At 39.1% G+C, this 21096-nt stretch carries 18 protein-coding genes, 1 tRNA gene and 2 riboswitches; of the genes, 14 read left to right on the top strand and 5 right to left on the bottom strand.

Annotation, left to right across the window (positions count from 1 at the left end):
- Positions 1-126: 126 nt before the first annotated feature.
- From porV to ASU31_RS23170, 4 genes are all read left to right on the top strand, one after another.
- On the top strand, positions 127-1302 hold the full coding sequence (gene porV / locus ASU31_RS23185; RefSeq protein WP_057934629.1) for a type IX secretion system outer membrane channel protein PorV: 1176 nt from the start codon (positions 127-129) through the stop codon (positions 1300-1302).
- A gap of 289 nt (positions 1303-1591) precedes the next feature.
- Positions 1592-4276: a ligand-binding sensor domain-containing protein gene (locus ASU31_RS23180; RefSeq protein ID WP_209435051.1), complete on the top strand. Its 2685-nt coding sequence runs from the start codon at positions 1592-1594 to the stop codon at positions 4274-4276.
- A gap of 83 nt (positions 4277-4359) precedes the next feature.
- On the top strand, positions 4360-6711 hold the full coding sequence (locus ASU31_RS23175; RefSeq protein ID WP_209435050.1) for a glycoside hydrolase family 31 protein: 2352 nt from the start codon (positions 4360-4362) through the stop codon (positions 6709-6711).
- Positions 6712-6931: 220 nt separating this feature from the next.
- Positions 6932-7222 (top strand): glycosyl hydrolase family 95 catalytic domain-containing protein, encoded by a 291-nt coding sequence (locus tag ASU31_RS23170; RefSeq protein ID WP_057934628.1) that lies wholly within the window; start codon positions 6932-6934, stop codon positions 7220-7222.
- A 159-nt stretch (positions 7223-7381) separates the two neighbouring features.
- Here the strand turns inward: ASU31_RS23170 and ASU31_RS23165 are convergent, their stop codons facing one another.
- A complete protein-coding gene (locus tag ASU31_RS23165) occupies positions 7382-8275 on the bottom strand; it encodes a winged helix-turn-helix domain-containing protein (RefSeq protein ID WP_057934627.1) in 894 nt (297 codons plus the stop codon).
- Positions 8276-8452: 177 nt separating this feature from the next.
- Between ASU31_RS23165 and ASU31_RS23160 the strand changes: the two genes are divergently transcribed.
- Complete coding sequence (locus ASU31_RS23160) at positions 8453-8989, top strand: hypothetical protein (RefSeq protein ID WP_057934626.1); 537 nt, start codon at positions 8453-8455, stop codon at positions 8987-8989.
- Positions 8990-9202: 213 nt separating this feature from the next.
- On the opposite strand, the gene ASU31_RS23155 is transcribed toward ASU31_RS23160, so the two are convergent.
- Entirely contained in the window at positions 9203-9826 is a 624-nt protein-coding gene (locus ASU31_RS23155) for a TetR/AcrR family transcriptional regulator (RefSeq protein ID WP_057934625.1), read from the bottom strand.
- A gap of 160 nt (positions 9827-9986) precedes the next feature.
- Between ASU31_RS23155 and ASU31_RS23150 the strand changes: the two genes are divergently transcribed.
- The 4 genes from ASU31_RS23150 to ASU31_RS23135 all read left to right on the top strand — a co-directional run bounded on the left by ASU31_RS23150 (position 9987) and on the right by ASU31_RS23135 (position 13530).
- Positions 9987-10244, top strand: coding sequence for a hypothetical protein (locus ASU31_RS23150; RefSeq protein ID WP_057934624.1), 258 nt, complete (start codon positions 9987-9989; stop codon positions 10242-10244).
- 613 nt (positions 10245-10857) lie between these two features.
- The gene (locus ASU31_RS23145; RefSeq protein ID WP_057934623.1) at positions 10858-11706 is read left to right on the top strand and encodes an AraC family transcriptional regulator; all 849 of its coding nucleotides are present in this window, start codon (positions 10858-10860) and stop codon (positions 11704-11706) included.
- Between the two features lie 128 nt (positions 11707-11834).
- Positions 11835-13160 carry an amidohydrolase gene (locus tag ASU31_RS23140; RefSeq protein WP_057934622.1) on the top strand — a complete coding sequence of 442 codons (1326 nt, stop codon included), beginning with the start codon at positions 11835-11837 and terminating at the stop codon, positions 13158-13160.
- A 94-nt stretch (positions 13161-13254) separates the two neighbouring features.
- Positions 13255-13530: a hypothetical protein gene (locus tag ASU31_RS23135; RefSeq protein WP_057934621.1), complete on the top strand. Its 276-nt coding sequence runs from the start codon at positions 13255-13257 to the stop codon at positions 13528-13530.
- A gap of 134 nt (positions 13531-13664) precedes the next feature.
- Here the strand turns inward: ASU31_RS23135 and ASU31_RS23130 are convergent, their stop codons facing one another.
- The 3 genes from ASU31_RS23130 to ASU31_RS23120 form a co-directional block, all read right to left on the bottom strand.
- Positions 13665-14099 carry a DUF4833 domain-containing protein gene (locus ASU31_RS23130; protein WP_245224593.1) on the bottom strand — a complete coding sequence of 145 codons (435 nt, stop codon included), beginning with the start codon at positions 14097-14099 and terminating at the stop codon, positions 13665-13667.
- A 197-nt stretch (positions 14100-14296) separates the two neighbouring features.
- Positions 14297-14476, bottom strand: a complete 180-nt coding sequence (locus ASU31_RS23125; protein WP_057934619.1) for a hypothetical protein — start codon at positions 14474-14476, stop codon at positions 14297-14299.
- Between the two features lie 79 nt (positions 14477-14555).
- Positions 14556-14655: riboswitch (SAM riboswitch) on the bottom strand.
- 4 nt (positions 14656-14659) lie between these two features.
- Positions 14660-14730 (bottom strand) — tRNA-Cys (locus tag ASU31_RS23120).
- 764 nt (positions 14731-15494) lie between these two features.
- Positions 15495-15592, top strand: a riboswitch (SAM riboswitch).
- A 162-nt stretch (positions 15593-15754) separates the two neighbouring features.
- Here ASU31_RS23120 and ASU31_RS23115 point away from each other — a divergent pair.
- From ASU31_RS23115 to ASU31_RS23095, 5 genes are all read left to right on the top strand, one after another.
- Positions 15755-17056: a peroxiredoxin family protein gene (locus ASU31_RS23115; RefSeq protein ID WP_209435049.1), complete on the top strand. Its 1302-nt coding sequence runs from the start codon at positions 15755-15757 to the stop codon at positions 17054-17056.
- A 79-nt stretch (positions 17057-17135) separates the two neighbouring features.
- A complete protein-coding gene (locus tag ASU31_RS23110) occupies positions 17136-18455 on the top strand; it encodes a peroxiredoxin family protein (RefSeq protein ID WP_057934618.1) in 1320 nt (439 codons plus the stop codon).
- 32 nt (positions 18456-18487) lie between these two features.
- Entirely contained in the window at positions 18488-19129 is a 642-nt protein-coding gene (locus ASU31_RS23105) for a YceI family protein (RefSeq protein ID WP_083505502.1), read from the top strand.
- Positions 19130-19413: 284 nt separating this feature from the next.
- Entirely contained in the window at positions 19414-20370 is a 957-nt protein-coding gene (locus tag ASU31_RS23100) for a cytochrome-c peroxidase (RefSeq protein WP_057934617.1), read from the top strand.
- A 109-nt stretch (positions 20371-20479) separates the two neighbouring features.
- A partial coding sequence (locus tag ASU31_RS23095; protein ID WP_157258235.1) for a carboxypeptidase-like regulatory domain-containing protein occupies positions 20480-21096 on the top strand: 617 nt, incomplete at its 3' end.

Genomic DNA, 21096 nt, shown 5'->3' with positions numbered 1-21096 from the left:
GGCTGTCTTAATTTAACTGCTAAAAACGGAGTGATAGTGAAAAACCCAATAAAAAATGCTTTTACCAGAATAATCCACCATGGAAACTGAAATGTGCAATGGATCCATATCTATATTTCAAATGTTATGAAAATACGATCAAACAATACGTCTACGAAAAAGTGGACTTTATTAATTCTCATTCTTTTGCATCAAGTAGTATCTGCGCAGTCTATAAACGGTATCCAGACAGATGCCAGCGCCAGGAACAATATTTACACTGCGGTACCATTCCTGTTGATTACGCCACAGCCAAGATCAGGAGCAATGGGAAATGCCGGCGTTGCCCTTGATCCTGATGCCAATTCGACCGTTATGAACACTTCTGCGTTGGCATTTCTCACAGCGGGAGATTTCGGTATCTCCTGCTCTTATAGCCCCTGGCTCAAGCAGCTGGCCCCTGATATGAGCATCTCGTATCTTAGCGGGTACTATAGGGTGAACCAACGGAATACAGTATCTGCATCCATTAGGTATTTTTCTATGGGGGATATTAATTTCAGCGACGAAAATTTTCAGAATCTCGGTGTTTATAGCCCCAGTGAAGCTGCATTCGATCTTGGTTATTCGCTCAGGCTTGGTCCGGATTTCGCTCTTGGCGGAAATGTACGGTATATCAGCAGTAACCTTTTTGGCGGAGGAACAGTTAATGGAAACAGAGGCTCGGGAAAAGCCCTGGCTGTAGATATTTCTGCTTTTCAGAAATCGGATATAACGTTGGCAGGCACTCCCGCGATTTTAAGCTTTGGCCTTAACCTGTCCAATATCGGCACAAAAATGACCTACCGCAATACTGCCCAGTCTTACTTCCTTCCTGCCAATATGAAGATAGGATCTGCACTTAAAATAGGCGAAGGCCAGAACAAGCTTACATTACTGCTTGATTTTAATAAACTGATGGCTCCAACGCAGCCAGTTTATGGTCCGGATGGGAATATAGTAAAGGGCAGGGACCCTAACCGTTCGGTGCCATCGGGGATTTTTGGCTCTTTCAGTGATGCCCCAGGAGGCTTTCGCGAAGAATTAAAAGAGGTTGGCATATCAACGGGCGCAGAGATGAGTTTCAGGGATGTTTTATACCTCAGGGCCGGCTACTTGTACCAGCACCCCGAAAAAGCCAATACCTCTTACCTTACCCTTGGCCTTGGAGTCCATTATAGCAGCCTTTCCCTCGATTTTTCATACCTGGTAGGATCGGGTTATAATCCACTTCGGAATACCTTGCGGTTTGGTATACAAACAAAATTCAGGAAATTTAAGTAAGCCTAAAGTCTTTAAGGGCGTCTGCAGGGTTCCCATATCTTGGAAATGTTATGTCCCGTTGGTTGGCTAACCAAAAGCTAATTAGGAAGGCTATCTATTGGCTTTGGACATCAGCAGAGCTCACTGAAATATTTTTGCGCAATCGATTGCTTAAATCGATTATTTTACGAAATTCGTATAACCAAATATTAATATTTTAATTCAACCACAAATATGTGGGGCATTAAAGAATCAATTGCGCTGGTGATGATGATGCAAAGATTGATGGACACTGCGTAAATACCATTTTATGTCTCTTATTTCGCTGATTGCCAGAGGTAAATTATTTTCTTATTCAATTAAATTGTTCATAATTGCACTGATATTTCATGAGAACTCTGAAGCCAGAATGAAGCGAACGATCTTCCTTATTTCAATCTTTCTTTTCTTGTTTTCTTGTGCGAAATCACAAGAATTTGTATTTACGCCGCTTAATGTTCTTCATGGACTGAGTGACAACCAGGTTCGTTACATGCTTCAGTTGCCTGACGGACGTATGGTTTTCAAAACGACCGGTAATATCAATATCTATGATGGGGCAGGGTTTAAGTATATTCACCGGGATTCACAGCGCAGATATCCGTTAAAAACATACGATGGTTTTTACAGGATTTATCTGAGTGGCGATTCCATACTTTGGATAAAGGACTATAAGGAACTTTTACGGGTTGACCTGCGCAAAGAGAAGTATACACAGGATTTAGCAGGTTATTTCAAAAAGATAGGTTTTCCAAAGCCAATAGATAATTTCTTCATGGATACAAAGCAACGGCTGTGGTTGCTTATTGGTGACAAACTCGTGCTTAGCGATCATACTCAAGAATTCGAGCTGTCGCAGGATCAGGGAAGATTGCAGGATGTGAGCGCTCATGAAGAAAAGCTGTATCTTTTCTACAGTACAGGAAAGGTGATCTGCTACGATCTGAATTCGAAACGTAGGTTGTACAGTGCAGCTGCATATCCCGGTACGCATTACGCTAGGTTTGGCAATACTTCCTTGGTCGTTAAAGGGCGCAATGGTTTTTATCAGTTGCGAAATGGAACCCACGGCGGGTTCTTTTTCTTTGATCTTCAAAAACAAGCCTGGAGAAAAATCCTTGAAACAGAATATACCTTAAATACCTTAGTGGTGGATGCTAAGGGTAAAGCATCTATCAGTTGCGCCAAGGGGATTTGGATAATTGATTGTTTTAGTAGTGAAAAACGGTATTGGCCGCTGCTAAACAAAACCGACGGAAGTAAACTGAATACAGAGATCAGTACACTGCTTTACGATAAGCAGGGTGGATTCTGGCTGGGAACCGTAAATCAAGGAATCCTTTATGATCATCCCGAAAGGTATATTTTTAAGCATATCGGCGCATCGTATTTTCCAGGTGCCTTATTAGGCGATATCATGGTAAAAGCATTTGCTGAGGACGTATCGGGGGACATTTACCTGAAATGTAAATCTGGATTTTATCGTTACAAAACCGCTTTAAGTAATGGTAATGCACTTGAGAAAATTGATGTTTTTTCGATCCCCCCACCAGTACGCCATAAATTGGAATATCCTCAAATGTTGGTGGATTATAACATAGACCATACTGCAGAACTTACTGATTCGAGAGGCTGGAAATGGATAGGAACGGGAGACGGACTGAGATTATTTAAACCTTCCGGGGAACAGCATGTGTTTTATACTAAAGATGGGTTGTCAAACAATTTTATACAGGCGATATTACAAGACAGCCATAACAACATCTGGATCACCACCAGTTATGGCATTAACAAGGTTCAGATTGATTCAATCAGTGGAAATGTTCACTTTACCAGTTTCGATTCAAATGCTGGCACATTAGATGGTGAATATACGAATCAGGCTGTTTACGAAAGTTTGAGCGGTGATCTTTATTTTGGAGGAATAAATGGGTTTAGCATTTTGAAACCCAGTCGCCTTTTGCAACGTAAGCTGCCGTTTAAACCTGTTTTTACTAATCTGTTCTTAAAGGGAGAAAAGGTTGAACCGGGCAAAAGTTACGGTAATCGTGTAATTTTAATCAATAGTGCACCCTATATTAAGAAGATACAGCTCGATTATGACCAAAACTTTCTCACTTTTCAGTTTTCAGCGCTTAACTATCAGAATCCATCTCAAACCCTTTATCGATATCAGCTGATAGGGATAGACAAGTCCTGGCGGGAAACCTTCAGTCGCAGGGAAGATGGCGTAAACGGGGATGGTGTTCTCGAAATATCGTATACCAATCTGCCTCATGGTAATTATAAGCTAAGGGTGATGGCTTCTAATAACAATAAAGAATGGAATGGACCAGTTTCTGAACTTGATCTTACTATTAATGCCCCATGGTGGCAGACTTTGCCCGCAATAATCTGTTTCGTAGTATTGGCTTCAGTCTTGATATCAGCAGCAATATTTGCTTATATTTCTCACACCAGAAAATCATTGGAACGCACTCATCGGGAAGAGCTTTTATTACTCAGGATCCGTAGCTTAATTGATCAGCAAAATGTTCTTCTCTCAGAAAAAGAGAACCTCCCTGCAGCAGTTGAGGAGCGTAGCGACGCTTCACAATCCAAAATCGGTCTCAACCAGGCCGAATCTGAATTTTTAGAAAGGGCGATGAAGCTGGTAGAAATGAATATTGAGGTTACAGATTATTCAGTAGAGCAGCTCAGCCGTGATCTTAATATGGACCGTACCGGACTTTACCGAAAACTCATCACACTGCTTGATAAATCGCCATCACTGTTCATTCGCAATGTTCGCCTGGAGAAAGCGGCACAATTAATTTTGGAAGGTAAACTCAATATTTCAGAGATCACTGAAAGGGTGGGGTTCAGCAGCTCAAGCTATCTGGGTAAATGTTTTTTTGAACAGTATGGATGCAGGCCTTCGGAGTATGCCCGCAAGGTGAAAAATCAACGCCATTGATACTTTTTGCAACATAGTTGTTGTCTTAACATCACCGCTCAGCGGTATGTTTGCTATGATCAAATAAAAACTTTATGATGCTTATGAAATTTTACAACAAAGCAGGTGGTTTGTTTATGCTTTTTGCATTTTTGCTAACCATGAACGGATGGGCACAACCCATACAAAAGACTGCACAAGGGCTGAAGTTTGCAGCCCGGCAAATGGATATCTCAGTTGAGTTTTACTCAGAAAATACGGTAAGGGTTTACAAAACACCCATTGGCAAACCCTATCTTAAAACCAGTCTTTCAGTTGTGGCGGTACCAAGTAAAGTAGCTGTGAGGTATGCAAAAAAAGGACAGAATCCAGTAATAAAAAGTAGCAAAATTCAGGTAGAGGTAAATGTAGAAACCGGAGGGGTTTATTTCTATGATGCTTCGGGCAAGGAACTCCTGCAGGACAAGGATGAAGGCACACAGTTTTCGCCTATAAATGATGCCGGAACCTCATCATTCAAGGTCAGGAATGCTTTTTCGCTGGATAAAGATGAAGCTATATACGGTGTGGGCCAGATCATGGATAATAAATTTAACCGGCGCAATTCCTCACATCTGATGAAAAATGAAAATATGTCAACTTATTCGCCATATTTTCTTTCTATAAAAGGTTATGCGGTATTCTGGGACAATTACTCGATTTCTAAATTTGAGGACAAACCAGAGGAACTATCTTTTGAAAGCCTTGGTCACTGCGCTGATTATTATTTCATGTTTGGTGCCAATACGGATGGGGTAATCTCAGAATTGCGTGGACTAACTGGTAAAGCTCCAATGCTTCCGCTATGGGCTTATGGATTCTTTCAGAGCAAGGAACGTTATCATACACAGGGTGAAAGTCTGGATGTTGTTAAAAAGTACCGGGATCTGAAAGTTCCACTGGATGTAATTATTCAGGATTGGCGCTATTGGCCCGAATATAATAAAACAGATAGCGCCTGGAATTCACAAACCTTTGATAAAGAGCGTTTCCCAGATCCAAAAAAATGGGTTGATGAGATTCATAGTTTGAATGCGAAGCTCCTGATTGTAACATGGCCGGGCTTTGGTCCGAAAACACCTCAGCGCAAGGAGTTCGATAGTAAGAACATGATCATTAATTTTGATACCTGGCCCCCGAAAAGTGGCGCAAGACCTTATGATGTATTTAATCCAAAAGCACTTGATATCTACTGGAAATACCTCAATAAGGGAATATTCAGCTATATTGGTAACGATGGATGGTGGCTTGATTCAACAGAACCTGACCACATAAACGTCAAAGAATCTGATTTTGACCTCCCTACCCATTTAGGCAGCTACAGAAGTGTGAAAAACGGGTTCAGTCTGATGCACAATAAAGGGATTGCAAGTAATCAGCGCGCTTCAAATCATGATAAGCGTGTGGTGATCCTTACCAGATCAGGCTTTATTGGCCAGCAGCGTTTTGGATCCAACACCTGGAGTGGAGATGTTACATCGAGTTGGGAGATGCTTCAAAAACAGGTGCCGGCAGCTTTAAACTATACCTTGATGGGGATACCTAACTGGAATAGCGATATCGGTGGTTTTTTTGCCGGACGTTGGCGAGATAATGGTGGTAATAAAAATCCTGAATTTCAGGAATTATATGTCCGCTGGATGCAATTCGGGGCTTTCAGTCCAATGATGCGTTCTCATGGAACCGACTTGCCACGGGAGATCTGGAATTTCGGTGAACGTGGCTCATGGTGTTTTGATGCCCAGGAGAAATCCATAAAACTCCGTTATAAGTTGTTGCCTTACATCTATGGTACATCATGGGATGTAAGCGAAAATAACGGCACCTTTATGCGCCCATTGATCATGGATTTTATTGCCGATCAGCGTACGCATGAGATTGGTACTGAATATATGTTTGGCCGCTCGATTCTGGTTGCACCGGTAACGAAATATCAGGTAAGAAAATCTCCGGTTTATTTACCTAAAGGAAGTGGCTGGTATAACTTCTGGACGAATGAGTATAGCGTAGGAGGGCAGACTGTTGAGACAGACGCTCCTGTTGATATCATTCCATTATATGTGAAGGCTGGAGCTATCATTCCATTCGGTCCTGATGTACAGTATTCTACCGAGAAAAAATGGGAGAATCTTGATATTCGGGTTTATGAAGGCGCAAATGGTAGTTTTACACTTTATGAAGATGAAAATGATAATTATAACTATGAAAAAGGGGCTTACACTACCATTGTGTTGAAATGGGATCAAAAATCAAGGACATTAAATATTTCCGATAGAAAAGGAAGTTATACCGGAATGTTGGCAAAGAGAAACTTCAATGTTGAGCTTATCACTTTGAATGCTAATAAAACCGGTGCCAAAACAAAAAATGTCAGATCAGTCGAATATAAAGGGGAAAGGATTTCTATTAAATTTTAGTCGAATCTTATCAGAAGTACACACGCAGTAGGGAAAGCGGTTGTTATTGTTAACACGGCTTTTCCTCTATTCGCTCTTTTTTAATTTACCGAGTATATCAATTGGTATTTATTGTCAATAAGTTACACACATTGCCCAGACATCAGGTTTTTAGGTTAATTATCATGCTTTTTTCAAGGTTTTTGGTTTTATGCCTTCTGGTTAGCTTGATGAGTGTATTATGCTTATTTTACAAGGCTATGTTAACCTGAACCGAAACTATAATAAGGATATCCATCACCGGCATGCTTCACATCTTTTTGGTTTATATCCGGGCCGGGAGATCTCACCCATAAAACCTGAATGTTTTGCGGCAGCACGAAAATTCCTTAAATGGGAACGAATGTATTTTGCAGACAAATCTGCCAATAAGGATAAATGGAGTGAAGACCAGTTCCAAAAAAATACCGGAGGCTACGAGACTAAGTTTAAAACCAGTAAAAATAAAACGTATCTATTGACCGCTTTATAGCAAAAAAAGTTGCGGTAGATGTGGTTTTAGCTTTTAACTTGAAGACTAGCGAGATAGACCACTGTCCTTCTACAGCCTGCCATTAACAGATTCTAATAGAGTGGTCGTCATCTCGGCTGGACCCGATAGCTATCGGGTGCAACGGAATGGAGAAATCTTTTAAACGCTAATTTCAAGCTTATATCCTTTGCTACGTATAACAACAATATTGATATTCGGATCAAGTTCGAGTTTTTTTCTAAGTTTTGATATAAACATATCTAAACTACGCCCTACAATAACACCTTCATCTTCCCAGATCTCTTTTTGTAGCCGGCTTCGCTCGATTGTCTCGTTAGGAGACATGGCAAAAATGAGCAGTAAACGGGTTTCCGTTCCGGTGAGATCTATTGTTTTTCCATGTATTGTGAGCTTCCGATTCTTCGCATCGAACAATACTGAGCCTAAGGTGAACATATTAGTATTCTGAACATCATTGGGTAAAACTCTTCGCGGCTTAACCGATCTAAAAAATATAAAACCAATAAATGCTAAAAAAGGAAGACCACCGAGAATATAACCTTTCGTTGTTGCATTTACACCTGTTGGTTTGAATTTGATGTTGATCCTGTAACATGCTCTGGGTTGCGCTCTTCTTTTGCATGCTATAATATCATCTTTTTTGTTTTTGGATATAGCGTATCCATACACCACATCCGTACCGTCGCAGTTCAGAACATTAACAACATAATCACTCGCCAGCGGGTCTTTGGCCAACAAGCGCTTGGTTGTATTAACCAACGAGTCGGTTTGGAAAGTAAGGTGCTTCTCAAATCTGATTTGGTATTCATTCCCGGCGATCTTTTCTACCGGAAGCACTCTTGACGTACTATCACCCGACTGTAATAGTAATTCATGCCCGATCCGGCGGAGCAAAACTTCCCTTCTGGCAATATCAAAGTCATTACTGCCGGTTATTCTGAAAGCCGCACAGATTACAGAGATAAACGAGAGTAATATCAATCCGAACAGGTATTTGTGTTTCCCGGAGAGGAGATTTCGACTAAGATCCATTTGTCAAGATTTTATTTTACAAAGTTTACATTTTTATTTACAATCCAGGTTACCCGGGCTGAAAAATATCAAAGTAATTTTACTGAATCAAGTTTGATAGCATATGAAAAATAAATTATGTCTTATCCGATCAGACTTATCAAAAGAATTTATGTAATTTAATTAACCACAAAAATTATGAAAAAAGTAATTTATGCGCTGATGTTACCACTGGTTGTGGTGAGCGGACTAGTATTTGCTAATCGTGAAATCAAGAATGAAACTAGGAAGCCGTCTCCAGGACCGCTTTCTGTTGCTGAAAGGCAAGCCGAAAGGAAAAAATGGGAGGCTACACCTGATGGTATAAAGTACAAAAAATGGGAGGCTTCTCCAGAAGGTAAAAAAGTGCTTACCGGTGCTGCTAAAATAAGGGAGCATATAACTGCTTTTACCAATATGGAGGCTGTTGTAACCTCTCTTTCCCTTCCCCCAGGATCAAGATTAGGTTTTGGTGTTATGGCCAGGATTAATGGTGATGATTATATTGTAAAATTTGAGCCGGATAAGTCTCAGCTTGAGCAATTGCATAGCCTGAAAGTTAACGACAAAATAATTATAAGAAGCCATAGCGTATCGCATGCGCCTAAGTATTCATATCCAATAGTATCTTGCGAATATGTAGAACGAGATGGTAAAGTAATTTTTCAACGTGTTCCCCGAAAAGGAGGTTGCTGAGTAAATAAATTATACTTATATACTTTGTTGTTGATGCTTGTTTTTAACACTTCCTGTGTGGGACAATCGTAGCAAAAAAATAACAGCTGAATCCAAAAACTTAAACAAATAAAGCCATACATTTTGTGCCTAATTGTTTTGGATTAAAGTTAACATCGGGTATATACCAGGAAGAAAGTTTTTCGAAACATGCTTCCTGGTTAATCAGATTTCTTACTCGTAAGTTTTATCAATCAAAAACGAAATAGCATCTTCAATTTCCGATCTTCCTGCTGTACTTTTTAGGTCCAGTCCACAAAAAGTACAATCATTTGTAGTGGCGTAAATGTCTAGATAGTAAATTCCTGATATTAGCAGTGCAATAATGGCCCTGTATCTATTGGAATTTTCTTTGAAGTGTGGATCAGTAATACTTTCAAATAAGAGTGCACCATTTTCTTCGCGGTCGTTTGCGAGTTTTTTTAACGATTTTCTGTTCTCTATTAATCCCCAAAGCAGGATTTTCTGCAGTTCCTTATTTTTGAAAACATGATCAAACTGAGCGCGCAGCATTTCTTTAGAAAATGTTTTTCCACCGTCGTTAATCATAGGGCCTCCTGGCTCATCTTTCACATTGCTCCAGAAATCCTGCGAGCGGATATATTCATCAATGAGTTCGTCCTTTCCTCCAAAATAATTATAGATCAGTTTTTTGTCTAGGCCTGCAGTACGTGCGATATCGTTAACCTTAAGGCCTGAAAAGCCTTTGGTATGGAGTATTTTCTCAACCGCATTTAAAAACTTCTGCTTGCTTTTTTCCTTGTTCCTTAACGATTTAACCACTGTTTTCTGTTCCATTTGATGAAAAATAATCGTGTTGGAAAATTACACAATCAATTTTAAATATTTTTATCACCGATTGGTGATATATTGTATATTTGTTCAGCAGAAGAGATATGCAAAATGATTGTGTACTTCTTCACAATAACCAAACTACATTAACTCCACCTCAAATAATATGAAAAAGGGAATTCCTATTACCGAATTATCTGTACAAGAATTATATAAAAAGAAGCAAAGTTTGCAAGGTGTACTGATTGGGCTGGGCTTGGTACTGCTTGCTGCCAGTGTGATCATATTTTATCTTGCCTTTTCCTCCAAAATGCCAAAAGTGCTTGTTATAGTTCCAATTTGTTGTTCGCTAACATTTTTGCCAGCATTTATTAGCCTAAGCCAAATTAATACTGAAATTAAAAACAGAGACTCCAAACAATAGTTATCGATGTTGCCAGACTGTCTAAATTGTACTGCTCCGGTTACGCAGAATTACTGCGCAAACTGCGGGCAAAAATCTACTGCACACCGTTATTCCATTAAACATTTCCTTGCACATGATTTTATTTATGGTGTTTGGTATATAGATAAAGGCATTTTTACCCTAAAAGGTCTCTTTGCGCGGCCAGGGCACAGTGTCCGTGAATTTATTCAAGGGTACCTTATTTTAGTTTTGTGACGCTCATCCTGCTTATTCTGACGGTATCAGGTCTTATTGCGCTGTATACACACGGCCATATGTCTGATCTGATGCCTCAGGGAAGCAGAGCGATGATGAATAATCTAGAAAAATTTATCTCTGGCCATCCAAAACTGATACTCACTATTGCTATTTCTCGTTCCGGCTTCTTACTACTGTTTGCCATTTTTGATCGGAATGGTATTTATCATTGTTAAAATGAAGCATTGATAATTTTTTATCTACCTATTAAAGATAACCCATAAGTTTTAGCCTTTTTTAATTTTATAGCTGGCAGCCTGCGTATTAATATTGCTTCATTCACTTTCCATCTTCTTTTTTCGTAACTTATATACAAAAATGGTATTTTTCGTCGATGGATGTAATTGCAAATTTCCCTACGCTTGATATTAGTGAGTTTTGGCCCGAGCAAGATTCGGGGAATAACTTGCTGTATCATGAAATAATTGGAAAAAGGCATATCGAAAAACCACACAAACACGATTTTTTCCTTTTTATGCTTTTTGAGGAGGGCAGGGGCATACATACCATTGATTTTATAGATCATCAGGTTGCCGGAGGTCAGTTGCACTTATTGTTTCCAGAGCAGATCCATAAATGGGAGCTCGGCGAAGAAACGCATGCCCATCAACTGATGATCAGTAGAGGTATATTCGAAACGCTGGCCAATTCTTTACGTTTTTCATTAATCTTATACCAAAATTATCCGGTTATTAACCTAAGTGCCGTAGCTTACGGAAAAATCCTATACGAATTTCAGAGCATCAGATCCGAACTCCTAAAGCCTGCCATACTATGGGAAATTATCAATGCCAGGATCAGGCTTATTGCGCTGATGATTAGTGAAGAGGCAGAAACATTGTTCAATAACCAAACGGTTTACCAAACCAAACCTGTGTTGTTTAAATACCGCTCGCTGATTGATATGCATTATAAGAAGGAAAAACTTGTTGGATTTTATGCCGATCAGTTAAGTATTTCGGCAAACTATCTGAACATGCTCTGCAAAAAACATTTTCACGTATCAGCCACCGCACTCATTCACGAACGTTTAATCCTCGAAGCAAAACGGATCTTATTAACTACCCAAAGGCCTATTAAAGCAATTGCCTTCGATCTCGGTTTTTATGATGTGGCTTATTTTTCTAAATTCTTTAAAAACCAAACCCGCATTACCCCACGCGCATTTCGCGAGCAGTTATGAATTGAGCAATATATAGGCTGTAAATTCGATAAATAAGTACTGATAGTTATAAATGGTACAATTTTTAATATAAATCCTACCATTCATAAACATAACAGAACGTTATTTTTGTAATAAAGATTCCTGTTATGATAAACCCACATTCGATCTCGAGAAAAGACTTTATTAAAAGCTCATCTATTTTGCTTGCAAGCACCTGTTTACTGTCAGCAGAACAAGCCATTGCAGATGAAAATGTAGACCGTTTCTCAGGAAAAACATTAACCTTAAAAAATGTTAGGCTCGAAACGGGATTCGAGTATGATCAGGATGAGGTAATTAAAACAAAAACCGAACTTTTTATTATTGAGATTGAAGACGGTAAGGTAAAGAATGTTCTTCCTAATAACCCTAATGCAAAAGCAATCGACGCAAAGGAATTGTTAATGCTCCCGGCTTTCAGGGATATGCACATCCATCTGGATAAAACCTATTATGGATTGCCGTGGCAGGCGCATTTGAAGAAGAACAGATCTGTAAAAGATATGATTGCTTTCGAGCAACAGATAATTCCTGAACTGTTAAAAACTTCTATACCACGTAGTGAAAAATTAATTGAGTTACTTCAATCTTACGGAACAAGTTATGCAAGGTCGCATGTAAATATAGATCCTACCTCGGGATTAGACTCGCTGAAGCATTTAGAAACCGCATTATTGCATAAAAAGAAATCTTTTCAGGCAGAGTTGGTGGCTTTCCCCCAGCATGGCATATATTATACTAAATCTGCGGAACTGCTGAAAGAAGCAGCCAAAATGGATATAGACTTTATTGGTGGCCTTGATCCAACTTCTATTGATGGCGGTATTGAAAAACACATGGATTTTGTGGTGCAGTTGGCGCTAGACCATGGAAAGGGGATTGATATCCACCTTCATGAGTCGGGCGAATCTGGTTTGAAAACAATCGAATACCTGATTGATAAAGTAATGGAAAACCCAGCGCTGAAAGGAAAAACCTATGTGAGCCATGCTTTTGCTTTGAGGTATCTCGATAAAACCAAAACCGAAGAAATTGCTGAAAAACTTGGCGCTGCAAAAATGGGAATAGCTTCAACTATTCCACTATCTGGTAACCCAATGCCCGTCCCTGCACTGTACAAGTATGGTGTAGAAGTGGTAGCAGGTAATGATTGTATTATTGACCATTGGAATACTTTTGGCACAGGAAGCATTTTGCAAAAGGCCAATATAGCAGCTCAAATTTATGGCTATCGTACAGAATTTGAACTTTCAAGGATATTGAAACTGGCTACCGGCAATATTCTTCCTTTAGATGATAAAGGAAAAAAGCAATGGCCAAGTGTAGGCGATAAAGCCAATCTAGTGCTGGTTGATGCCAGTTGCTCTGCAGAAGCCGTGTCAAGAGTATCACCTGTTAAATCACTCATCCATGATGGAAACCTGGTCTTCTGATTAAATGAAAATGAATTGCAATATTTCTGATAGAATAAAAATGTAGTGTTCAAAAATCTTATCTTGATTTTACACACAAATAAATCTTAAGGATATGAAAATCACATTAGACACAAAATCCCTTTTGTTAGGGTTTTTGGGCGCAGGCTTAATGTTTACGGCCATCAGTTTTAAAAACGGACAAGATCAGAGTATCGGAAGATACCGCACCCAAGTAGGGGCGAGTGATTTAGTCGTAATTCTGGACTCTCAAACGGGGAATTACATTATTGCTCCCGGTATACGTGATTTTGGAAAAGTACAATGGATTAAAGGCGAGTTTAATAAAACATTTAGCACAGCGGTAGACAATAAAAAAGAGCCGAAATAGTAGAGGACTTCATAATTAAATATCAATTACGATTTTTTATTTATTTTTTTTATTTGTCATCCTGAGCCTGTCGAAGGACAATCAATGTGTTTCGACAGGCTCAACATGACATCTTAACTTGAGCAACAATTAGTTTATTTCACACTTATCCGCTCAACTATTGGTTTACCTGTCGATTCTTCTGTACCTTCCACTTCAGCATATTTTACATTCGGAAGCCAGAAACTGCCACCCTGAATCCTGATAAACAATCGTGTAACCCTGATTATCCGGTTGTTTAGGGTTACCGAAACGCGATAGCTTTTATCACTATACCTTTGCAGGTAAAATGGTAATTTTTTATGTGATACAAATCTAAATTCATACTTGTCTGCCCCCAATTCCTTCGTATCGATACCATAGGCAAACTTCCGTTGGATATAGCCCAGGTCTTTTTTCTGTCCTTTTTCACCATAGCGGATCCAATAAACCTGAATAGGAGCATTAGCATTAATGCTGCCATTTTCTTTTAGGTTTAGTGCATAAATAAGGGTGTTGGTATTTGGGTCACGTTGAAGATAAAAAAGCATGTGATCTACATTTTTAGGAGTAGGAAAACTGATAGGGGATGGATCTTTCGATTGTGCCCATGTTTGGGGTGAAAGGAGGAAAAAGGTTAAAACTATAGTGAATAAGGTTTTGAGTATAATGGGTAGTCTAGGTGGTGTTGAATACATTTTAGGCTTGTTATTTAAAAGAGCGTTTAAGCTAAAGGTTTGAATAATTTTTAGGTGTCGGTTTTGGGTTGATCATGTGGGATTTCTTCATTGGTCTCATTAAGCTGTTCATTATAAAGCCGGTCTGATTCTGCCTTACAATGTTCATAATCATCTAATTTTTCGCAAGAAGTGTTTCCGTGGATCTCAAAAAAATCCCTGATGGATGGATAATCAAAATAAACTGACATATTATTAAATTTAGGTTATCAATTTTGGAAGGGATAGCCATTGATCGTTCGCCGAAAACAGTAAAGGGATCTGTTTTCAAACTCATCTTTTCTGCTATTGCAGAAGGAATTAGCACCTTGTTAATCAACAGGTTGCTAAGACATCAAAGGGCCATTCCCTACGTCTTTCTTGATAAGTATTAGACGTCATGGACGGAATCGAACCGCCGTACTAGGTTTTGCAGACCTTTACCTAACCACTCGGCCACATGACTATATGATCTTTTCAAGCAGCTTTAGATTCACTTTTTGAAGAAGACTCAACAAAAGTAAAAATTAATTACTATAATTTCTATAGAAATAGTAGTTTTTTTGTGGAATTTGTGATTGTTAAGCTCGTTTTATGATTTAATTTGTTGATTTTTAGCTGTTTGTGTTTGTGAAATAAATTGCAGATAGATCCTGAAACAAATCCGATAGCTACCGGATCAGGATGGCGATCGCATTCTCAAAATTTGTCATCCTGAGTGCAACGAAGAATCTTACAGTTGACTTTATATTCTTAAATAATTAAAGATTCTTCACTACGTTCAGAATGACAAACGCCCTGCTTAAATCAATAATTGTAAATTATTTAGCTGTAAATCAGTTATTTATAAATAAAGTCTATAAAATCTATAGGAATACTTGTTTAACTTAAACGAAGTTTATACTTTTACAAAAAAATATAATAGTTCACTAGCAAATTTACGTTCAATATGAAACTCCGCAGACAACCTCAGCCATATCCCCTGATCAATTATTCAGATCAGTATAACTGCTGTTGCCGCTAATATAAACTAAGATACAGATCACCTGCTAAAGGTTTTCATTCAGATATTCTTATTTAAAAATCCTGGTACCCCGGGGCCTTTTGATAGAATATTATGGTGGTCATGTATTTCAGTCAATAAGTTGCCGGGGTATCAGGAACGGCCTAACTAATCACCACCACTAGTTTAGGTTATTACTCTAATTAATTCACCACCATTAATTAGTTGATTTATACAGAAGAAGGGAGAGTCAGTACTCGTTGAACTTCTAGCAACTTTCCATAGGAAAAAGTGCTCAAACTGATCTAGCAATAGATTATAAATTAACCAATAACAAGTAAACTCACGTTTCCTGTTAGGGATTTCATTAAAAGCATAACAGTTGTTTAAACAGCCTGTTTCCATGCTATATGGTTTTCTGTGGGAAAAATTGTGCCTTGTTATTAAAAAACTCTAAAACGATAGTGTTTAACTAATAATGATGATTATGAAAATGAAAATTTCCTCAAGAATTGCATGCCTAACCACCTCAGTCCTGTTACTTGGAGGTATTGCATCTGCCAGGGTGGCAAAACCATTTCCAAAAGAAGGGATTTGGAGGGGCGAGTTTAGTGTAAGCGAATCAAAAGTGCCATTTAACTTCGAATTAAAAGGTAAAAACCCTCAAACAGCCATCTTAACCTTAATTAATGGCTCCAGACGTGATGATTTCCATGTAGAGAGGCGTGGTGATGATTCCATCTATATAAAAATGAATACTTACGATGCCGCTTTGGTGGCAAAAATAGAAACCGATGGAACATTATCAGGTGAATACCGCAGTCTGGTACCTGGTTTCAGGGGTAATTCACTTCCTTTTGTGGCAGAGCACGGAAAAAATTACCGCTTTGTAGAACCTGGAAAAGATATTGCACCAAAACACAATATCTCTGGCAAGTGGGAAATAAAAACCTACACCAAAGAAGCCGTACCAGCATCTATCGCTTTATTAAAACAGAACGGAAATAAACTTACCGGAGTAATTATGACCGTTGTTGGCGATACCCGCGAACTTGAAGGCACGGTACAGGGGGATGAATTTGAGTTATCTGGTTTTACTGGACCAAGTCCTTTTATTGTAAAAGGAAAAATAAACGACGATAATAGCATCACCGGAGAACAGGGCTTTGGGATATATAAAAACCTAAAATTTGATGGCCAGCGCAACGAAAATGCCGAGCTTCCTGATCCTTACAAACTTACTTTTCTTAAAGAAGGCTATAAAAAACTTGATTTTACCTTTCCAGATCTAACGGGGAAAAATGTTTCCTTAAGTGATGATAAATACAAAGGTAAGGTCGTAATTATCGAGACGATCGGTACCTGGTGTCCGAACTGTACAGACCAAACAGTTTTTCTTTCGCCATGGTTTAAAAAGAACCAAAAACGGGGTGTAGAAGCTATTGCAATTGGTTTCGAGCAAAAAGATGATCTTGAATATGCCAAATACACATTGGGTAAACTGAAAGAGAAATATGGCATCACTTACGATATCCTGTTTGGTGGCATTGCCGATAAAAAAGTAGTGGCCGAAAAACTACCTGCGCTAAATAAATTCATTGCTTTTCCAACAACCATCATTATCGATAGAAAAGGAAATGTGAGAGAAATTTATACCGGCTATACCGGCACTGTAACCGGAAAATACTTTGACGATTACGAAACCAAGTTCAATAAAGTATTAGATGAACTGATTGCAGAACCAGTACCAGAAAAACTGGCCGCTGCAGAAACACTAAAAAGTAAATAACCTAAACCAACCAAACCAAAAATGTGAGGCTGCAGCTTATTGCAGCCCATATTTTAACCTACACTTAAAACTATAGAAGATGAAAACTTACTTTGCTAAAATGCAGGTGCTGGCACTGGCATCGCTCGTTTCTACAACTGCCTTTGCTGTTAATAAAGTACATGAAGAACCAAAAGTGGCCAAAAAGTTTATAAAAGAAGGAATTTGGCGTGGTGTTTTTAAAGTTGCCGAAACAGAAGTCCCCTTTAATTTCGAACTGAAAGGAAAAGATGCAGCACATGCTACCTTTACGCTGCTAAACGGTACGCGGAGAGACGATTTCCACATCAAATACCTGGGGCAGGATTCGCTGTTTATTAAAATGAATACTTACGATGCAGCTTTGGTGGCCAAAATTGAAAGTGATGGCCGGATCTCTGGCGAATATAGAAGCCTTGTGCCGGGTTTGCAGGGCAATGCTTTGCCCTTTACTGCAGAGCAAGGTAAATCTTACCGTTTTGTTGAGCCGGGAAAAGATGTTGCGCCTACAGCCAATTTAACGGGTAAATGGGAGTTTAAAGGTTTTTCCAAAGAAGCCGTTCCAAACAAAGTTGCCATATTAAAACAAGAAGGGAATAAACTTACCGGTGTAATTATGCAGGTAACTGGCGATAGCCGTGAGCTGGAAGGTACCGTACAGGGAAACCAGTTTGTACTTTCTGGTTTTAGCGGACCAAGTCCTAAAATTTATAAGGGCACCATTAATGAAGATGGAACACTTTCGGGCGAAATTAGCCAGGGTATTTACGACAACTTAAAGTTTACCGGGGTAAAAGACAGTCAGGCAGAATTGCCAGATCCTTATAAACTAACACATTTAAAGGAAGGCGTTAAAAAACTTGCTTTTACTTTCCCTGATCTGAATGGGAAGCCTGTTTCATTAACGGATGACAAATACAAAGGTAAGGTTGTAATTGTAGAACTGGTGGGTACCTGGTGCCCAAACTGTACCGACCAAACCGTATTCCTTTCACCCTGGTTCAATAAAAATGCGAAAAGAGGTGTAGAAGCCATTGCCATTGGTTTTGAGCAGAAAGATGATCTTGAGTATGGAAAATACACACTTGGTAAGCTTCGCGATAAGTACAACATCAAATACGATATCCTATTTGGCGGATTGGCCGATAAAAGATTGGTTGCAGATAAACTTCCTGCATTAAACAAATTCATCGCTTATCCAACAACCATTATTATCGATAGAAAAGGAGAAGTACGCGAAATATATACGGGTTATACCGGAACCGTTACAGGTAAATATTACGATGATTACGAAAAAAAATTCAATAAAGTTCTGGATGAATTAATTGCAGAACCAGTACCATCAGCTGCCTATTTTGAGGCACAAGCCAATGGAAAATAGCTAAACCACCTAAACTAAATACCATATATATCATGTTACAGTATAAAACGATTGCACTTATCGCTACCACAGTTGTAGCTTCATCTTTCACAGCTTTAAAGGGACCTAAACCTAAACTAAAGGTAGCTACCGAAGCCATATCAAGGAAACTGGTAAACTATAAAGTAAGCCCTGAACAAAGCAAACTCACCTGGTTAGCTAAAAAGGTAACTGGAGAACATTCAGGCACCATCAATGTAACTTCTGGATCATTGGCTTTAGATAATAAAGTGCTAAAAGGCGGCAGTTTCGAACTCGATACCAAAACCATTGCGGTTACCGATCTTACCGATAAAGAAACCAATGCTAAACTGTTGGGCCATTTAAAAAGTGACGATTTTTTTGCAGTAGAAAAATTTGGTAAAGCCACTTTCAACATCACATCGGTGCAAAGTACCGGTGCAGGAACTTATGATATTAAAGGAAAGCTCACCATTAAAGGCATTACCAACGAAATCAGTTTTCCGGCAACAGTTAAACAAGAAGGCAATAAAGTAATTGCCAATGCAAAAATTACGGTCGATAGAACCAAATATGATATCAAATTCAGGTCTAAGAGCTTTTTCGAAAACCTAGGCGATAAAACAATCTATGACGATTTTGAGCTGAATGTACAGCTCGTAGCCAATAATTAAAAATCTCTCTTGTTAGGTTAGTTGAGATGGGAGGATCTGGTATTCTCCCTTCCGCTGGCTAAACAGGTAGGTCCGTCATTCGCAACCCGATAGCTATCGGGTTGATTGGGAACCACGATTGCATCGAAGATAATCGTAATGCAGTAAGCTTAACCAAAAGCTTTAAGATTCCCGCCTGCGCGGGAATGACGACCGATTAATGAAGATTACAATATTTCGATTAAGGGATGTCAGTCTGAGCGTAGTCGAAGACCCATTAAATAAATTCCGAACCAAAGAAATTAATGAAAAGAAGCAAAATAATAATTTCCCTGAGCTTAGTTTTAGTGGTGTTTTTAATGGCCGGATTTGGTGCAGATGATCCCACTATAATTAATAGCAAGGAACGTTTAGGCGAAAAACTGTTTTTTGATCCGATCCTTTCTAAAGACAAAAGCATTAGTTGTGCCTCCTGCCATAAACCGGAGTTTGCTTTTGCAGACACTAGTGCAGTAAGTTTAGGCGTAGGGGGAACAAAAGGAACGCGTAATTCGCCTTCGGTAACCAATCTTTCGGGCAGGCCAAGCCTCTTTTGGGATGGCAGAGCTGCTTCATTGGAAGATCAGGCTTTGCAGCCCATCATCAATCCGGTAGAAATGAACCTGCCCATTGCCGATGCCATTGATCGCTTGCAAAAAGACAAGGATTATTCAGCCTTATTCCAGAAGATTTTTAATTCGCCGCCTACACAAAAGAATTTGCTACTGGCCATTGCTTCTTTCGAAAGAACATTAGAAACCGCAAACAGCCCTTACGATCGGTATATTAATGGTGATGACAAAGCCATATCCGAAAATGCAAAGCGAGGCAGGATGTTGTTTATCGGAAAGGCAAACTGTAACAATTGCCATTCGGGCGAAGATTTTACCGCCGACCGTTTTAAAGGAATTGGCTTATTTAACGAATTAGAGCTAAAAGATCAGGGTAGATTTGAGGTAACGCACAACCCTGAGCATAAAGGACATTTTAAAATACCTGGTTTAAGGAATGTGGGAATTACTGCACCATACATGCACAATGGAATGTTTAAAACGCTAAAGGAAGTGATCCAATATTACAATAATCCAGATGCGGTAATCAAAAATGGGAAAAACAGGGATCTCTCTTTAAACAAACCACTGGGTTTGAGCGAAACTGAAATAAACGATATAGAGGCTTTTTTACTTTCGCTAACCGATGATAGATTTCAAAAACAAAAATGATTAAATAGGCATAGCCTGATCAAAAACCTTTAAAATTTAATTTTTAACACATTTTTCCACTTAAAATAAGGTGGATGGCCATTGGCATGTCTATTCCAAAATAAACAAAATGAAGATAAAACTACTTTTAATATTGCTGTTAACTACAGTCGTTTACTCAAAATTATTTGCCCAGCAAAGAATCATCACGGGGGTGGTTGTTTCTGCAGAAGATAAAACGCCATTACCCGGGGTATCTGTAAAAATCAAAGGGCTCGATGGTTCTACAGTTACCGATAAGGATGGTGTATTTAAAATTTCTACCAAAAACGGGAGATTTATCGAGGTTTCTTATATCGGTTATAAAACCGCTACCATTGAAATTGGATCATCTACGAAATTGAACGTTTCACTCGAACAGGCCGACAATACCTTGAGTGAACTACAGATTGTTGGCTCACGGAATGCCAACCGGACAAAACTGAATTCACCCGTTCCTGTTGATGTGATTGATTTAAAAACACTGCAACAAAACTCTCCACAGGCCAGTGTAACGCAATTGCTTCAGTATGTATCGCCATCTTTCCACTCATCTGTTTCTGGTGGTGGCGATGCCGCATCGGCAACTTCTACTGTACAGCTGAAAGGTTTGGGGGTAGATCAGGTGTTGGTTTTGGTAAATGGTAAGAGAAGACATAAAAGTTCGAATATCAGTTGGGGTGGATTGGGCAATGGTGCTACCGGATA

The sequence above is a fragment of the Pedobacter ginsenosidimutans genome (genome assembly GCF_001442625.1).
GTDB classification, from domain to species: Bacteria; Bacteroidota; Bacteroidia; order Sphingobacteriales; family Sphingobacteriaceae; genus Pedobacter; species Pedobacter ginsenosidimutans.
This window is presented reverse-complemented; position numbering and strand designations above follow the sequence as displayed.

Coding starts and splice junctions, on each gene's coding strand:
- ASU31_RS23160 (WP_057934626.1), top strand. CDS start 8,453: ATGAAAAAAGTAATTTATGCGCTGATGTTACCACTGGTTGTGGTGAGC.
- ASU31_RS23115 (WP_209435049.1), top strand. CDS start 15,755: ATGAAAATGAAAATTTCCTCAAGAATTGCATGCCTAACCACCTCAGTC.
- ASU31_RS23140 (WP_057934622.1), top strand. CDS start 11,835: ATGATAAACCCACATTCGATCTCGAGAAAAGACTTTATTAAAAGCTCA.
- ASU31_RS23105 (WP_083505502.1), top strand. CDS start 18,488: ATGTTACAGTATAAAACGATTGCACTTATCGCTACCACAGTTGTAGCT.
- ASU31_RS23125 (WP_057934619.1), bottom strand. CDS start 14,476: ATGTCAGTTTATTTTGATTATCCATCCATCAGGGATTTTTTTGAGATC.
- ASU31_RS23155 (WP_057934625.1), bottom strand. CDS start 9,826: ATGGAACAGAAAACAGTGGTTAAATCGTTAAGGAACAAGGAAAAAAGC.
- ASU31_RS23135 (WP_057934621.1), top strand. CDS start 13,255: ATGAAAATCACATTAGACACAAAATCCCTTTTGTTAGGGTTTTTGGGC.
- ASU31_RS23145 (WP_057934623.1), top strand. CDS start 10,858: ATGGATGTAATTGCAAATTTCCCTACGCTTGATATTAGTGAGTTTTGG.
- porV (WP_057934629.1), top strand. CDS start 127: ATGAAAATACGATCAAACAATACGTCTACGAAAAAGTGGACTTTATTA.
- ASU31_RS23175 (WP_209435050.1), top strand. CDS start 4,360: ATGAAATTTTACAACAAAGCAGGTGGTTTGTTTATGCTTTTTGCATTT.
- ASU31_RS23170 (WP_057934628.1), top strand. CDS start 6,932: ATGCTTATTTTACAAGGCTATGTTAACCTGAACCGAAACTATAATAAG.
- ASU31_RS23110 (WP_057934618.1), top strand. CDS start 17,136: ATGAAAACTTACTTTGCTAAAATGCAGGTGCTGGCACTGGCATCGCTC.
- ASU31_RS23130 (WP_245224593.1), bottom strand. CDS start 14,099: ATGCTTTTTTATCTTCAACGTGACCCAAATACCAACACCCTTATTTAT.
- ASU31_RS23165 (WP_057934627.1), bottom strand. CDS start 8,275: ATGGATCTTAGTCGAAATCTCCTCTCCGGGAAACACAAATACCTGTTC.
- ASU31_RS23100 (WP_057934617.1), top strand. CDS start 19,414: ATGAAAAGAAGCAAAATAATAATTTCCCTGAGCTTAGTTTTAGTGGTG.
- ASU31_RS23180 (WP_209435051.1), top strand. CDS start 1,592: ATGTCTCTTATTTCGCTGATTGCCAGAGGTAAATTATTTTCTTATTCA.
- ASU31_RS23150 (WP_057934624.1), top strand. CDS start 9,987: ATGAAAAAGGGAATTCCTATTACCGAATTATCTGTACAAGAATTATAT.